Origin of the sequence: Bradyrhizobium sp. SZCCHNR1015, assembly GCF_032489875.1 — a bacterium.
Classification (GTDB): Bacteria; Pseudomonadota; Alphaproteobacteria; order Rhizobiales; family Xanthobacteraceae; genus Bradyrhizobium.
This window is the reverse complement of the sequence record NZ_JAUEYW010000025.1, coordinates 15,200-30,994: the sequence shown is the minus strand read 5'-3', so window position 1 is coordinate 30,994 and position 15,795 is coordinate 15,200. Positions and strand designations below refer to the sequence as shown.

The 15,795-nt window shown below is 64.8% G+C and carries 12 protein-coding genes and 1 tRNA gene; 5 read left to right on the top strand and 8 right to left on the bottom strand.

Annotated elements, in window-relative coordinates; genetic code table 11:
• Positions 1-182 precede the first annotated feature (182 nt).
• Together QX128_RS31310 and QX128_RS31305 are read left to right on the top strand one after the other, a co-directional pair.
• Positions 183-1,925 (top strand): ATP-dependent nuclease, encoded by a 1,743-nt coding sequence (locus QX128_RS31310; protein ID WP_316239464.1) that lies wholly within the window; start codon positions 183-185, stop codon positions 1,923-1,925.
• Positions 1,918-3,366 (top strand): UvrD-helicase domain-containing protein, encoded by a 1,449-nt coding sequence (locus QX128_RS31305; protein ID WP_316239463.1) that lies wholly within the window; start codon positions 1,918-1,920, stop codon positions 3,364-3,366. Before QX128_RS31310 ends, QX128_RS31305 begins: the two co-directional genes overlap by 8 nt.
• 300 nt (positions 3,367-3,666) lie before the next feature.
• Here QX128_RS31305 and QX128_RS31300 read toward each other — a convergent pair whose 3' ends face one another.
• Positions 3,667-5,058 (bottom strand): integrase family protein, encoded by a 1,392-nt coding sequence (locus QX128_RS31300; RefSeq protein WP_316239462.1) that lies wholly within the window; start codon positions 5,056-5,058, stop codon positions 3,667-3,669.
• Between the two features lie 152 nt (positions 5,059-5,210).
• On the opposite strand from QX128_RS31300, the gene QX128_RS31295 reads away from it, so the two are divergent.
• Both QX128_RS31295 and hisC read left to right on the top strand, forming a co-directional pair.
• Positions 5,211-5,284, top strand: a tRNA-Arg gene (locus tag QX128_RS31295).
• A 93-nt stretch (positions 5,285-5,377) separates the two neighbouring features.
• Positions 5,378-6,445 (top strand): histidinol-phosphate transaminase, encoded by a 1,068-nt coding sequence (hisC, locus tag QX128_RS31290; RefSeq protein WP_316239461.1) that lies wholly within the window; start codon positions 5,378-5,380, stop codon positions 6,443-6,445.
• Between the two features lie 237 nt (positions 6,446-6,682).
• Here the strand turns inward: hisC and QX128_RS31285 are convergent, their stop codons facing one another.
• The 7 genes from QX128_RS31285 to QX128_RS31255 are packed head-to-tail and all read right to left on the bottom strand — an operon-like array spanning position 6,683 to position 15,196.
• Positions 6,683-7,507 (bottom strand): NAD(+)--dinitrogen-reductase ADP-D-ribosyltransferase, encoded by an 825-nt coding sequence (locus QX128_RS31285; protein WP_410051421.1) that lies wholly within the window; start codon positions 7,505-7,507, stop codon positions 6,683-6,685.
• The gene (locus QX128_RS31280) at positions 7,504-7,665 is read right to left on the bottom strand and encodes a hypothetical protein (RefSeq protein WP_315800467.1); all 162 of its coding nucleotides are present in this window, start codon (positions 7,663-7,665) and stop codon (positions 7,504-7,506) included. The genes QX128_RS31285 and QX128_RS31280 overlap by 4 nt, the downstream gene beginning before the upstream one ends.
• The gene (locus tag QX128_RS31275) at positions 7,666-8,856 is read right to left on the bottom strand and encodes a vWA domain-containing protein (RefSeq protein WP_316239460.1); all 1,191 of its coding nucleotides are present in this window, start codon (positions 8,854-8,856) and stop codon (positions 7,666-7,668) included. It abuts the gene before it with no gap.
• Positions 8,853-11,234, bottom strand: coding sequence for a DUF5682 family protein (locus QX128_RS31270; protein ID WP_316239459.1), 2,382 nt, complete (start codon positions 11,232-11,234; stop codon positions 8,853-8,855). Before QX128_RS31270 ends, QX128_RS31275 begins: the two co-directional genes overlap by 4 nt.
• A gap of 1 nt (position 11,235) precedes the next feature.
• Positions 11,236-12,339, bottom strand: a complete 1,104-nt coding sequence (locus QX128_RS31265; protein WP_316239458.1) for an AAA family ATPase — start codon at positions 12,337-12,339, stop codon at positions 11,236-11,238.
• A gap of 29 nt (positions 12,340-12,368) precedes the next feature.
• The gene (locus QX128_RS31260) at positions 12,369-13,763 is read right to left on the bottom strand and encodes a DUF5691 domain-containing protein (RefSeq protein WP_316239457.1); all 1,395 of its coding nucleotides are present in this window, start codon (positions 13,761-13,763) and stop codon (positions 12,369-12,371) included.
• A gap of 2 nt (positions 13,764-13,765) precedes the next feature.
• Positions 13,766-15,196 (bottom strand): SWIM zinc finger family protein, encoded by a 1,431-nt coding sequence (locus QX128_RS31255; protein ID WP_316239456.1) that lies wholly within the window; start codon positions 15,194-15,196, stop codon positions 13,766-13,768.
• Positions 15,197-15,392: 196 nt separating this feature from the next.
• Here QX128_RS31255 and QX128_RS31250 point away from each other — a divergent pair, with 196 nt between their 5' ends.
• Complete coding sequence (locus QX128_RS31250) at positions 15,393-15,584, top strand: hypothetical protein (RefSeq protein ID WP_316239455.1); 192 nt, start codon at positions 15,393-15,395, stop codon at positions 15,582-15,584.
• Positions 15,585-15,795 lie beyond the last annotated feature (211 nt).

Below are 15,795 nucleotides of genomic sequence, written 5' to 3'. Positions count from 1 at the left end.
TAGTCGGTAAGATTAAGTTGGCGGTTTGCGTTTGCACCGCGAGCGGCTCAACGAATAACGTTCCCCTCTGAAGATCTATCTAGGGTACGCAAAGGATCCATCATCAACGATGACTTGGGTTGAGAAGGCTCTGCGAGCAGCAGCTTACTCTGCTTGCTTATTAGCTAAGCGAGAGATTTCGCATGAGGATAGTCTACGTAGAGATTGATCATTTCCGAGGGATCAAGAAATTGCGCTGGGCGCCCAGCGCTGGTGTCAATTGCCTCATAGGGCCTGGCGACTCGGCGAAGACGACGATTCTCGACGCGATAGAGCTGGTCCTGAATCCCCGTTCCTATTCCTTCGCCGATGATTCAGATTTCTACGGCCTGGACTACAACACGCCCGTTAATATCGTTCTGACGGTCGGGGAGTTGCCTCCGGGATTCGTCTCAGACGATCGTTACGGCCTCCATCTTCGCGGATGGAACGGAGTCGCGCTGAAGCTCGAAGATGAGCCAGGCACCGGCCTTGATGATGTCCTGTCGCTTCGTGTGACGATTGACAGATCGCATGAAGCGCGGTGGTCACTGTTCAATGAACGCATCGCGACCGACACGGAAAGCGATCCTCCCGCGTTGCGTTACAAGGATGCGCGCCAGCTCGCGAGCACGCGGTTGGGCCCATATGCGGAACGGCATCTCGGTTGGGGGCGGCTGTCGGTCCTCAATCGCCTGGAAGACAATACTGAAACTTTCAGCGGGCAACTCGCCGATGCGAGCCGCGCCGCGCGAGATGCCTTCACGAGGGGAAATCCCGAGATCTTCAAGAAAACTGCCGCTCGGGCGGAAGTGCTCGGCAAGCATTTTTCGGTGCCGGTTCGCGAGAGATACGTGGCCGAACTCGATGTAAAGGGAGTGAGCCTGACCGCCGGCGGCGTTTCATTGCACGACGGCAAGCTGCCGCTTCGGTGTCTGGGAACTGGGTCGTCACGCCTGATCGTCTCCGCGCTTCAGCATGGGGCGGGTAGTTCACATGTCGCGCTCATTGACGAGATAGAACATGGTCTTGAGCCACATCGCATTGCCCGCCTCTTGAAATATTTGGCCAGTTCCCAATCGGAAAGTGAACAAGCTTCGCTACCTCAGATGTTTATCACAACGCATTCCCCGGTCGTTATCCGCGAACTGAAAGCGAGTGATATCTTTGCGGTTAGATCAAGCAATGGCCTAGTCCAAGTCAGGTCCGTTTTGACCACAGCCCGGTCTCCCAACGATGCGCAGCGGCACATGAGAGCTGTCCCCGACAGTTTTCTCGCGCGCAAGATCATTGTCTGCGAAGGCCGAACCGAGCAGGGTTTGACGCGAGGTCTTGATTTATATTGGAGCAAAGACGACAAGCATGAGTCCTTTGCACTTCGAGGGACGACCGCCGTCGACGGCAATGGAAGCGGCGGCGCTCCCATTCTTGCCGACCACCTAAGCAGTCTGGGTTATGATGTGTTTCTCTTGCTCGATTCGGACGAGCCAGTAGCTCCCTCGATCTTAAAAGCACTCAGCCTGAAAGGCGTGCTATTTCACGAGTGGGCCGGGGGATGCTCCGTGGAGGAGCGCATCTTCCTCGATGTTCCCTGGGCAATGGTCTCCTCACTGATTGCACTCGCCATCGAATCTGTGACTTCCGATAGCGTCCAAGCCCAGATAAACAAGATGTGCCGTACGCAGAACCTGCCCGAGGTGACATCTCTTCATTTCAGCCCGTCCCTCAACACGCCCGCTTTCCGCACCGTTCTTGGCAAGGCGGCAAAAAATGACAGCCGGCCCTGGTTCAAGGACATATCCAGAGGCGAGCGAGTTGGCGAATTAATCGGCCCTTGCCTTGAAAAGGTTGCGGATACGCCGCTCGCCCAAGGATTAAGCGCTCTGCGGAAATGGATAGATGAATGACGTGGACCCCGATTTGAGAATCGGCAGACTCGCCGCCTCTGTTCGACTGGGCAGCATTGTAGCCGCTGCCGGTTGTGGGAAGACCCAGCAGATCGCCAACGCGGCCAAGTTTGGCAGCGGTCGTAGGCTCATACTGACGCATACGCATGCCGGAATCGACGTGCTTCGTGAGCGCTTAAAAGCTCTGAAGGTGCCAAGCGGTCAATTTCGTCTGGACACGATTGCCGGATGGTGTCTGCGCTATGCAGCTTCTTTCCCCATTCGATCCGGGCTCGCGACTCGCGTTCCCCGAACGGACAGCGAGTGGATCGCGGTCTACCTAGCGGCAACCCGGCTCGTCGAAAGCGGGGCCGTCGATTCCATTTTAGCAGCCACATACACAGGCGTTCTTGTCGATGAATACCAGGATTGTTCGGTTCAGCAGCATGAGGTGATAAAGGCGCTTTCCGGCAGGCTCTCCGTCTGCGTGTTCGGAGATCCTCTGCAGGCCATATTCGATTTCAAGGGACAGGAGCCCGTTGATTGGCAGGCCCACGTCTACCCGACGTTCCCAAAGGCAGGCGAACTCGTCAAGCCCTGGCGTTGGCTGAAGAAGAAGAATCCTTGCCTCGCCACGTGGTTGAAGAATATCCGTGACGAGCTTGAGGCTGGTGCCGAGATTGATCTCGCGGGCTGTCCGGACTGCGTTGAGTGGGAGACGTTGCCAGCCGATCCTCGGCTCCGGACGAACAAGATTACCGAGGTATGTAAGAGGGCTCGTGGAGCGGCTGCAAATGAAACGCTTGTCGTGATTGCCGACCCGGCGAGCATCGGAGCGCGGGCCTACATTGCCAAGCAATTGGCAAAGGTTGGATTCTCCGCGATTGAACCGATCGGCTGTGCTACGCTTTATGCTGCGGCCCGCAAATTTGAAAAGGCAACAGGCCTCAACCAGGTCGAGGCTGTCGTGGGATTTGCTGGTGACTGCATGACCGGCACCGCTGAAACACTGTTCATTGCTGCCGTAGACGCTCGCCGAAGGGGATTGCGGAAAGGCGCTGCTCAGTTCGGATCGCTGATTGATCTCGGTGTAGCCCTGATCGACAATCCAAACCCCGCAAATCAGCTTGCCTTGCTCAACGGCTTTCACGATCGGGATAATTGCTACTGTTACCGGCGCGAGATGTTTTACGCAATGCGAGCGGCGTTGCTTGTCTGCGTCAACCGCCCTTCCTCTTCTTTGGCCAACGCGATCTGGGAAGTTCAGACTGCGGCCCGCCATGCCGGACGTATGGTTGGACGCCGCTGTGTGGGAAGCACGCTACTTGTGAAGGGGCTTGAATTTGATCATGCTGTAGTTGTCCATACACTCGGCATGACACGGAAGGATTGGTACGTTGCCTTGACCCGGGCGAGCAAAAGCTTGAGGCTCCTTGTCCCGGGACAGAAACTGAAGTTTTGATAGCGTGCCAGCATTAATGGCCCGCAAGAAGGTGAGAAGTTCTTCTAGCCGTAAGATTGGGCATAGCCGGGAGAGGTCGATTCGGACGTTGCGGATTTCCGAGATGAGCTTGCCCACTATTCCGATTTGATCTTGCTCGGACCGGGAGGCTATTCTGGCTGTCTGGTTCTGGCATTGGGGAAGCCAATCGGCAACTCGTTCGATTAGTCAGAAATGAGATCCGATGCTCTGATTCGTGGACTTTTTCTCCGCGCTGCACAGGCGGCAAGACAATGTGTGAACTATGGTCTATCGCAACGACTATGCAGAATCGCCCTTGTCACCCCGCATTGCGAGGCGCCGCAGGATCGTTTTCGGCGGGCCGAGCGAACCCGAATTCGCAGCCGCACTCAACGCGGCTGCCGACATCGTCTCAGATATCGCGCCTGGTTTGAGCTGATCGTCAGTCTCTTCGACCCTAGCGCTTCTGAGCCATCGTGCTAACGACAGGTCACGCTTCGCTTCGAGGCCGTGGACAACCAATTCCGATATTCTTTGCTGCTGCTGGCGCAGGTGGTCCCTCAATAGCCGATCGCGCGTGATGTACCCGGCGTTCACGCCGGGTAGCGAATGGTTCATTAGCAGATGAATGTCGAGCTCTGAAACACCTGCCGCTTGCGCGAGCGTGCGGTAGCTCTGCCGCAGATCGTTGCCCCATTTGGAGAGGACATTTCTATCCTCCTTGTGCTCGACGAGATGTCCTTGTTCGCTATCCGCCGGAAACAACCAAGAAGACCCTTGCTCGGGATACATGATCCGACCCCACCTGATCGCGCGGATGATGCAGCGGATCATCGGCCGCGATAGCGGAATATCGAATGCCTTCTCCTCACCACCTTTGGGCTTCGGGATGTGGACGAGCCGTCCTCGCCGATCGATGTGCTCGAAGCGGACCGCTTTAAGCGCCGTTGGTCGTGATCCGCTAAGAAGTGTCAGAAGGTGAAATTCTCGCCTTAAAGGGTTGTCCAGTGCGTGAAGTTCCTTAAGCCAAACACCGATGTCGTTCGGTCCCATACCCGTATTGCGTCGGTGCTCCTTGTTCCAATCGATGGCGGAGACTGGATTAGCGGCAGGAAGGTCGGGATTGCCTTTCCGAGCGTGGTTGTAGACGGCCCGCAGACTGCGTAGAGCTCCATTGGCAATGTAAGGGCCATTTTCCTTCGTGATCTTGTCATGGCGTTCAATAACTAGGTTCGGCTGCCGCCCAAGCCGAGCCAATGGATTGTCAAGCCAGTCCTTGAATAACCGCTCCAAGTGATCTCGATAATTTCCAATGGTCCCCGAGCTTCGACCCTTACGTTCCATATGCGCATCTCGATAGCGCTCCCAGGCCTGCCGAAGCGTTATTGAGCCTCCCTTAATCGTCGGAGCTTCGCCAGGACGCTGGCCCTTGGCGATCGACCCGAGTGCTTCCTTGGCGCCGGCTCGCGCTTGTCGCGTGGTTATGTCGCCAAATTCACCAAGCTTTACCTGCGCCGTGAATTCACGAACGCCATCGCGCCAGAACTCACCCTGGGCCATGAATGTCTTCCGACGCTTGCCGACGAGGACGAAAAATCCCGGCAGCTCGCTGTCGCGCACCTTGTATTGCTTCTCTCCCGCAGAAAGACGCGCAATGCTCTTATCAGTGAGAATCTCGCGTTGGTCAGCCATGGGTACTTTCACCAATTTTAGTCTGGGTTTAGTCTGGGGAAGTCCTGGATGAGAGTCATCGAGGTCCAATTACGCCAGACTACGCTATGACGCGAAAGTGCATGACTGATCAATATCTTATCGTGGGGGCGAGAGTGTGGCGAGGTGCCGCCGCGTGTAGTCGGAAAGCACCAAATTCATACTACGAATCTGAGGGTCGGACGTTCGAATCGTTCCGGGCGCGCCATTTGCCGATGATCCACACCACGTTCAGTTCGCACGTCCATCGCTTCCGATCGATGCGTCGATCGGCGGATCTCGGGTGCGCAGGAGAGCAATCTTGAGTCGCTTCTGGTCAGAGCTCGTTCGTGGGCTGTCGCCCTATGTGCCCGGCGAGCAGCCGCAGATCCCGGGCTTGGTCAAGCTCAACACCAATGAGAGCCCGTTCGGGCCCTCGCCCAAGGCGATCGAGGCCATACGGGCCGCCGCCGCCGACACCTTGCGGCTCTATCCGGATCCCCAGGCGACGCGGCTGCGCGAGGTGCTCGCGGCCCATCACGGGGTCTCACCGGAGCAGGTGTTCGTCGGCAACGGTTCGGATGAGGTGCTCGCGCATGCCTTCGCGGCGCTCCTGAAGCAACCCGCGCCGCTGCTGTTTCCTGACGTGACCTACAGCTTCTATCCGGTCTACTGCCGGCTGCTCGGAATCGACCACGCGACCGTTCCGCTCGACGCCGAGATGCGCGTGCGTATCGAGGACTATGTCGGCCGCCCCGGCCCGGTGATCATCGCCAATCCGAACGCACCGACGGGTATCGCGCTGCCGAGCGCCGAGATCGCGCGACTCGCGGCGGCGCGTCGCGACGCGGCCGTCGTCATCGACGAGGCCTATGTCGATTTCGGCGCCGAGACCGCGATTCCCTTGATCCGTGACTACCCCAACCTGCTGGTGGTGCAGACGATGTCGAAATCGCGCGCGCTCGCAGGACTCCGCGTCGGCTACGCGATCGGCGATGCCGCGCTGATCGAGGGCCTGACGCGGGTCAAGGACAGCTTCAACTCCTACCCGCTCGGCCGGCCCGCCCAGGCCGGCGCGATCGCCGCGATTGAGGACGAGGCGCACTTCCAGCAGGCGCGCTCGGTCATCATGAAGAACCGCGCCGACCTCACCGCTGCGCTGGTTCGGCTCGGCTTCGAGGTGCTGCCGTCCAGCGCCAATTTCGTCTTCGCCCGGCATCCGGACCATTCCGGCCAGGCGCTGTCCGCAGCCTTGCGCCAGCGCGCAGTGCTCGTCCGCCATTTCACCGCCCCGCGGATCGCGAACTATCTGCGCATCACGATCGGCTCGGAGACGGAGCTTGCGCGGCTGACGGACGCGCTGCGCGAGGTGCTGGCGCAGAATGGTTGAGGGCCGTGGCTGAGACGACGATCGGTCGGAGCGGATCCGCCACGGCCGGCACACTCTGCGACGTCTGGATGCCCTTGCTCCAAGACATCAGGCCCGAAGCGCGCGCAATCTCCAGCAGCCGGGACACCTGCACGTGAATGTCCGCCGTCACGTCGCGGTCGAGCCTGTCGCGCCAGCGCGCAGGAATGGCCGCCAGCGCGCGTTCCTCGACATCAGGCGCGGTCATGCGAAGCCTGCTCACACATAGTCGACGCTCACGCGGTAGTCGCCGCCGATCACGAGGTATTCGCCTTCGCCCTTCAGCGCATGTGACGACAGCAGGCCGTTGAAGAACACGATCTTGCTGACGGGAATCCTCGCGGTGAGAATCATGTCGCCGAAGCAGCCCGCAGTGTCGCGGTCGGAGGAGAACGAGACGAGGTTGTTGAGCCGGACCACCGCCTCGCGCCGTGTCGTTTGCTCCACGATCCAATGCTCGTCGAACGAATTGACGCCGCGATGCAGCGTCAGATGCGTCTCGTCCGGAAAGGCGAAGCGGCGGATCGCCCATTGGCAGAATTCGAACAGCAGATCGAGTTGCACCCAGATTGCATTGTTGTGGAAGCGGCTCGACATCTTCTCCTGGACATAGGTCGTCCAGGCCCGGCTTGCCACGCGTTCGATGATCTCCTTGTGGTAGGACGGACCGAGGCCGAACCGGCTCTCGACCCAGCCCTTGAGCACGGCGCCTTCCGGGCCGTTGCTGTCGAAGCCCCAGCCCTGGATCAGCCGCAGGAAGGACGAGCGGAAACGCCGCTGGCCGCCGGACGTCGTGGCGCGTTGCTCAGGATCGAGGCCGAACATCGCCATCATGTAGGTGGTGAAGGCTTCGCCGGCTTCGGCGAGATGTTCGGCCTGATCGAGCATCGTGAACAGGCTGGGGTTCATCTCCGTGACGCCCCAGATGTGCAGCGGCACCGCGCTGTCGTTGAAGGCACAGCTCGCCAGCCACGCGGAGGGACGCCCGACGAGATTGGTCGAATGGCCGATGCCGCGGTGGGCGCGCTGTGCTGCGTCGTTCATGGCCGGCATGATGCCGTGTGGCAGGCCGAGAGCGCAATCCTCGTGGAGTCGTCGAGGAGCATCAGCCAGATGACCAGCAATCCGCCGGCCAAACCGACCACGGGCAGGACCGCATAGCGCCCGAGTTGCAGGATGCAGATGAGAACCAGGCGCTTCATTCACACGCCCGAGACGCCGTCCTCCGGCCGCACCAGCTTGATGTCCTGCGCTGCGGCCCACGACCAGATGTCCTGGCGCTTCAGCGCGGTTGCCATCAACCCCGGAAACTGGTGCGGCGTGCAGGCGAACACCGGGCAGCCGAGCGAGGCCAGGATTGCGGCATGCTTGCCGTCATAGGCCGGACGGCCGTCGTCGTTGAGCGCCAGCAGCACGATCAGGTTCACGCCCGACGAGACCAGCGCCTTGGCGCGGGCCAGCATCTGCTCGGCGATGCCGCCCTCGATGAGATCGCTGATCAGCACCATGTGCGTCCGCGCCGGCTCGCGGACCAGGCGCTCGCAATAGGCCAGCGCCTGGTTGATGTCGGTGCCGCCGCCGAGCTGCACCGAGAACAGCACCTCGACCGGATCGGCCAGCTCCTCGGTGAGGTCGATGATGTTGGTGTCGAACACCACGAGCTTCATCGCGATCGCCGGGATCGAGGCCAGCACCGCGGCGAAGATCGAGGAGTAGACGACGGAGGTGCCCATCGAGCCCGACTGGTCGACGCAGAGGATCACCTCCTCCAGATTGGTCCGGCGCGCGGCGCGCGCGTGCCCGATCAATGTCTCCGGCACGATGGTGCGATGCTCGGCCTGCCAGTGGCGCAGATTCCTGCCGATCGTGCGCGGCCAGTCGATGTCGCCGGCGCGCGGCCGGCGGGTGCGGCGGCGGCGGTCGACCGCGCCCCGGATCGTCTCGGTGGTGCGGGCGTCGAGCTTTTCCATCAGCTCCTTCACCACCTTGGCGACGACCTGGCGCGCCGTCGCCTTGGTCTTCTCCGGCATCACCGCGCGCAGCGCCATCAGGTCGGCGACGAGATGCACGTCGGCTTCGAGGGCGGCGAGGAGCTCCGGCTGCAGCAGCATCTCCTTCAGGCCGAGCCGCTCGAACGCGTCCTTCTGGATCACCTGCACGACCGGCGCGGGAAAGAACTCCCTGATGTCGCCGAGCCAGCTCGCCACGCGCGGCGCCGAGCCGCCGAGGCCGCCACGTCGGCCCCCGCCGCGCTTGCCGCCGGAGCCGGCGTCATAGAGTCCGGCCAGTGCCGCATCGAGCCGCCGATCGCGATCGGACAGGCCGGCCTGGTCGTCGCCGCCGAGCACGAGGCGCCAGCGGCGGTTGCGCTCGGCATCTGCATCACGGCTCATTTCGATCGCCCCTTCATCGGCCGGTCGGCGCCCAGGATCGTCAGCAGCAAGGGCAGGGCGGCGTCGAACCCGGCCGCACTGGACGGCAGCGGCGCGAGCGGCTGCAACGGCGTGGTATCGATCGACGCCGACACGGCCAGCGGGCGCTGCTTGGCGAGTTCGTCGAGCAGGCGCCGCCGCTCGTTGCGGTCGAAGCTCGCGAAGGCACGGCGCATCACCGGCAGCAGGTTGTTGAACGCCTCGTCGTCGATCGCAGCCAGCCAGCCGTCGATGATCCGGCGCAGCATCTGGTCGTGCAGCAGCACCTGGCCGCTCTGGCCGAGAAACCCGTCGAGCCAGTCGCCGGCCTCCAGGGTCGGCACGCTGTGGGAGAGCGCGCGCGACAGTGCCAGCGCGGCCTGCTCCGGTGAGACGATGCCCTGATCGTACAGCAGGCGGCCCGCCAGGCCCTTCACCAGCGGATGCGCTGCCGCATCGGCGGCGACATGCAGCAGCGCGCGGCTCCAGCCGTCGCGCAGGCCGCGATCCTCGATCAGCCCGATCGCGACGTCGAGCCGCGCCAGCCTGCCGCGCAGATCGGCGGCGACGTCGGCTTGCAGGTTGCGGCAGGCATAGACGAGGCCGGCACAGATCGCCTCGACGAGGCTGGTCACCAGCAGGCGCAGCGCCTCGGTCGGCAGCGCCCGCGCGGTGCCGTAGCGCAGGATTTCGGCGAGCGGCGGCACGGCCTCGGTGAGGTCGGCAACGTCGCTGGTCGCGGCCGAGCGCTGCTGCAGCAGCGCGATCGTCGTTTCGGCCGCCTCGCTCAGACCCGCTTCGAGACAGCCGCGCACGAGGTCCGCGACGGTGTTCAACGAGGTCGCCGCCTGCGCGTGGGTGACGGCGGCGTTGCCTGCGGCCTGCGCGACGGTCGTGCCGTGCACGAGCGCCTCGACCAGACGCACCGAGAATTCCGGCTCCCAGCGCAGCCGCCAGTTCTCGCGAAACGTGCCGCGGCTCTGCCCCGATCCCTGCAACCGTCCCCACGGCACCTGGATCAGCGCGAGGCGATGCAGGAGCTGCGACTTGGCAAGCCCAGCCTCGCTGCGCAGGTCGAGCGCGATGTCGGTGTCGAGCGCCTCCGGCTTCAGCTTCAGCTTGCGCTGCCAGCGCGCGAGATCGGCGGCGAGCGGCATCTGCGGCACGCTGTCGTCGATCTCGCCGACCCGTTGACCGATGATGAGCTGCTGCTCGATCAGGCGGAACGGAGCCGTCTCGCCTTCGCAAAGCGTGGCAAGGCTCGCCTCGCGCATCTCGGCCAGTCCCGGCAAAGCGACGTCGCGCAACGCGGCCAGCGTGATCGCCAGCCGCGACGCCTCGATCACGGAGGCCGTCGATGCCGGCCGGCCATTCCGGCGCAACAGTTCGGCGACGCGCGCCTGCCAGCGGGTCGTGAAGCCGGTAGCGTCGAGCGCGGCGACCTGACCGTGCTGCAATCCTTGCCAGAGATGCGCGTACCAGCCGGGCGAGATCACGCCGGCGCCATAGCCGGAGCTCGCGGCGAGCCGCGTCTCGGTCCAGGGCACCCACGTCGCGGTCACCTTGATCTGCGGCAATCCCTTCAGCAATGCGCGATCATCCTTCAGCGCGACCTTCTTGCGCAGCGCCGGCACGTGCCAGGCGCCGCAGATAACGGCGACCGTGCCGTCCTGCGCGCTCAGCGCCGCTGCGATTTCCAGGCGCATGTGCGCTTCGCGGCGCAGCTCGCGCTGGGCTTCATCGGCCGGCTGATAGGGCAGGGGATCGATCGTCTCGCGCAACGCCGCGATGGCCGCTTCCAGCGCCGCAAAGATCTCCGGTCCATGCGTGCCCTGCTCGACGATCGCGTTCCACCAGGACTCGCTGTCGTCATAGCCGGCGAGCGTCGCGAGATAGGCCAGCGGATCGCGCCGGATCTGTGCCAGCTCCGGATCGGTGGCCTCGGGCTGCTCCTGCGCAGCCGCGTTGGCGTCCTCCGGCGTGGCCTTGCCTTCATCGCTCTCCGGCTTCGCCGCCTTGGCCCGTTCGGCCAGCCGATGCGATGCCGGCAGATCGATGAAGCGGACCGGTCGCTGCTTCGCCAGCGCCCAGCGGATCGCCTGCCATTCCGGCGAGAACACCGCAAACGGAAAGAAGCTGGCGTTGCTCGCATCGTCCTGCGCATGCACCAGCAAGGCGATGGGCGGCACCATCGCCGGCGATGCGGCGAAGGAGATCAGCTCATCGGCATCCGGCGGTCCCTCGACCAGCACGACCGCGGGATCGGCGGCGTCGAGCGCCGCCAGCACGGCGCGCGCCGAGCCCGGCCCGTGATGCCGGATGCCGAGGAGGTGCAGGCGATCGGGCGAAGCTGCGGCCACGTCACATCACTTCGCGGATCGCGCCGTAGAGATCGGCCCAGGGCTTGCGCTCGCGCACCACTGTTTCAAGATATTCCTGCAGCACGACCTTGTCCTGCACGGGGTCCTTGACGATCGCGCCGACCAGATTGGCGGCCATGCTCTGCGCGTCGATCACGCCGGAGCCGAAATGTCCGGCCTCGGCCCAGGCCCCGATCGTCACCGCGATCGCTTCCGCTGTCGACAGCGAGCCGGATGGTGACTTCAGTTTCAGCCGGCCGTCGAGCGTCTGGCCGTCGCGCAGCTCGCGGAACACCGTGACGATGCGCATGATCTCCTGGTCGGCGGGCGCGATCGTCGGCAGCTCAAGGCCGCCGCCGATTTCGCCGACCCGCTTGGTGACGATCTTCACCTCCTCATCGAGGTCGGCCGGCAGCGGCAGCACCACGACGTTGAAGCGCCGCTTCAGCGCCGAGGACAATTCGTTGACGCCCTTGTCGCGCGCATTCGCCGTCGCGATCATGTTGAAGCCGCGCCGGGCGTGCACGGCGTCGTTGATCTCCGCGATCGGCATCAGCTTCTCCGACAGCACCGTGATCAGCGTGTCCTGCACGTCCGACGGCATGCGCGTCAGCTCCTCGAAGCGCACGATCCGTCCCGCCTCCATCGCGCGCATCAGGGGCGTCGCCACCATGGCTTCGCGCGACGGGCCCTTGGCGAGCAGCAACGCGTAGTTCCAGCCGTAGCGGATCTGGTTCTCGTCGGTGCCGGCCGTGCATTGCACGATCAGCTCGGACGAGCCGGAGATCGCGGCGGCGAGATGTTCGGAGACCCACGATTTCGCGGTGCCGGGCACGCCCAGGATCAGCAGCGCGCGATCGGTCGCGAGCGTCGCCACGGCGGTCTCGATCAGCCGGCGGTTGCCGATATATTTCGGCGTGATCTCGACCCCCGATTTGGTGCGGCCGCCCATCAGATAGGTCACGACCGCCTGCGGCGACAGCCGCCACTGCGCCGGCCGCGCCCGCGTGTCCTCTTGCGCCAGCGCCTCGAGCTCGTGGGCATGCAATGCTTCCGCGGAGCGGCGCAACTGGCCGTCGGTCGGGCTCGCATCGGCATTTGTCATGGGTGTGCTCCGGACATTTTGATTGCGCGTTACGTCGGCAACGCGAGAACGAGGTCGGCGAAATCCTTGGCCGCCCGCGCGGTGGCGGGGGACAGCGGGGTGAGCGTGGCGATGAAGGCGGGCATCGTCGCGCGCGGCATCAGCGCAGCCATGAGCACCAGCCGGCCGTCGTCCTTCTGCGCCGCCGGCGTGGTCGCATCGGCGAGGTCCTGGATCGCCTTCTGCCAGGCCGGTGACGCCAGCACGCGTTCGGCGACCTGCGCTGCGAGCGGCTGGCGGGCCTTCGCCGCGAGCGACATCAGCGCATATCCGTGCAGCGCGTCGCCGCCGCAGAGGCGCGCGCCGATGATGCGCAGCACGGTGTCGTCGTCGCCCTCGGCTGCGGCGGCATCCATCAACAGCATGAGCACGCGGTGCTCGGATGGCGGCAGTGCGGCGATCAGCGCCTCGGGCGACACGCCGACCGCCCGGGCGAGAGCGGTCAGTTGCAGTCCGCCGAACAGTCGCTCGCGCAACGCCTCGGCCTCCTGCCATTTCAGGCCGTCGGCCGGCAGCTTGAAGGTCACTGTCGATGCCGAGCCGAGGCCGATCTTAGCGAGGAATGAGCCCGCGCGCTGGAAGCACTGCGCGGCCTCGCTCAGCCGGGTGCCGCGTTCGGCGCGTTCGGCGATGCGCGTGAGGAGCTGTGCGGCGATCTGCTTGATGCTGTCGGCGCGATCGGCGCTCAGGCTCTCCAGAAACGGCTGGTCATCGGAGCTGAGGCCGACCATCAGCGCATCGAGCAGCGCAGCGCGGACCGGTGCGGGCTCGCTTTTCCACACCGATTCGATCAGCGCGCGGCCGTCGGCGGGATTGTTGCGCCGCTGCTCCGCGACGAAGGCGCGCCGCTGCGCCTTCGGGAAGGTGGTCCAGTTCTCCAGGGTGATGCGTTCGAAGAACAGGCCCTTCGTCGCATCGTCATCGGCGTCGGAGGCGATCAGCGCCAGATAGGCGCGCTCGGCGAGGCCCTGGTCCTCGGCGTTGGCTTTGATGTGCGGCACGAGATCCGGCAGATCGAACGGATGCAGCCGGCAGCCGGCGGCCTGGATCCGGCGCAGCGCGAGCGGCAGGGCGCTCGACGCCAGCGACTTCTCGACGCTGCGTGCCAGGGCCCTGAGCGCGCGCCGCGCCGGTTCGGGCAGGATGGGCCGCGCGTCCTGGTGCAGCCGCAGGGCGGCATCCGCCAGGGGATCGGCCACAGGCGCCGGCGCGCCGGCAAAGCGCTGCCATTGCGCGGCCAGTGCCAGCAGCGGCAGCGCCGGCTCGCGTCCTTGCGGCAACAGCTCGGCCAGCGCAGGCGGGGTCGTCAAGGGCTGCCGCGCCAGGCCAAGCAGGAAGGACTGGCGCAGGCGGGCATGGCTCTGGGGATCGATTGCGCTCGCCATCGTCAGCCCTCGTGATGCCAGCGGCCGAGCGCCGTTTCGGCGGCGAGCACCTGCGCAACGCGGCCGTCCCACAGACACAGCAGCGACAGGTCGTCGAGGCCGAGCAGCGGCGTCAGCTGGTCGAACTGGCTGCGTTCCACCGCGATCGCATCTCCGGCCTTGTCGGTGATGGCGAGCGCGCCCTTGCCGGCGGTGTGCAGCGTCACGCCCGCGAGCCGCAGCGGCCAGCGATCGAGCCACGGCAGCGCGGCGAGCCGCGCGGTGTAGTCCTGCAGCGCTGGTGCGAGCCCTGGCAGCGGCCGCGGCCAGGTCGCGGTCGCCGCGGTCTTGCGGCTCGCCAGCAGCCCGCGCAACGGCGCGGCCGACGGATAGAACACGACCTCGCCGTCGATGATCTCGCCCGGAGCGAAAGGAAATCCGGCGCCGCCGCCGGACACCGGCACGAAATCGACCAGCACCGCGGCGCGCGGCTGGCTGAGGTCATCGCCCGTGTTGACGAGCCATGTCTCGAGCCTGCGCAGCTTGTCCGGCTGCACCTCGGACAGGTTGGCGGCAACGATCCACACGCTGCTTGCGCGCGGCGCCGCGGCGTCCGCCAGCAGTTCCTCGCGGCGCAGCGACCAGCCGACCGCGCGTCGGACATCCTCGCGCAGCGGCGCCGGCAGGCGGTCCTGATGCCGGTAGGCCGAGGCGATCAGGGTCATCGCGCCGAGCTGCTCGATGGCGAGATCGGCGCGGCGCTCCTCGCCGACACGAAACAGCTCGGACGAGAGCTGATCGAGCCGGGCAGCGAGGCCTCCGGCCTTGGCATCGACCAGCCGTGTCGACAGCGTGCGCGTGGCGGATGCGGCGCGGGTGGCGAAATCGGCAAGCCCCTGGTTGAGCTGATCAGCGATCCAGCGCTCCAGTTCGTCGAGCCCGGCGAGGATCGCGGCCTCGCGCTCGGCCCGGATGCGCTCGCGCTGGGCCTCGGCGCGCGCCGCGGCCTTTGGATCGGAGGGCGCGATCGTCGCGGTCTCTGCCAGCGCAGCATCGAGCGAAGGCGCCGCGCCCGCATCATCGCTCTCCGGCTTGGGCTTGCCCGGCGCGCGGCCGCTCGAGCCGCGGCGCCGCGCGCTCCAGTCCTCGACCCATTGCGGCGGGCTGGTGGTCTCGAACCGCTCCGGCTTGTCGACCCGCAGCCACAGCACCGCCAGCACATGCTTGCAGGGAAACTTGCGGCTGGGGCAGGTGCATTTGTAGCCGCTGCCTTCGGCTGCGGTGACCACGCGATACGGTGTCGCGCCCGAGCCCTGGCATTCGCCCCACAGCACCTCGGCATCGCTGCTCGCGGCGAGCACCGGCCAGTTCGCCGGCTTCACCAGCTTCAGCGCCGCGGCGAGTGAGGCCTGATCAGGCGCGAGCCCTTCGATTCGTTCGCGTGTCAGTGACACCCACTCTCCCAACCGGCTGATCGCGCGATGCCGCACTCCCTAGCAGATGGTTGTGGAGCCGCACAACAATTCGAGCGCGCCGCCCGCCGATTTCCTTTCGCGTCGCACGGACTGGGCAAAGCGTGCAACGCTCGGCTTGTGACGCGCACGTCGGCAGAATTGCGAAATTTCCCGGGCGCACATGCGGCGGACGTCGATGCCTTCGACGCTGCGGCTCGGACGGAACGACATTGTCGCTGCGCAGGCGAAACAGTTGGCGTTTGAAGCGCAATGGCGCGCTGCCTGGCTGGTCGTCGTCCATCACGTCGAAGCCGGCTGTTCAAACGCGCGGGAATTTTTCCCGGTCATGCACCGAAGAGATGCCCGGATCGTCTGCGTCGTACTGTAATCCTGCGGTAAGGCGCGTGACGCTTACTTCGAAGCGTCCTTACGACCGACGTCACATCGGTTTCGCCATCGACAGCGTGTCATGATGAGCCAATGCTCGCCGTCTCTCGATGTGGTGCTCGATCGGAAAGACATCGGAGCGGCGTCGCAGCCCTGAAGCCCGACCTGATCAGGTCGGCTCCGTCCCACCTGCGGCGCTTTCCATCATGAGC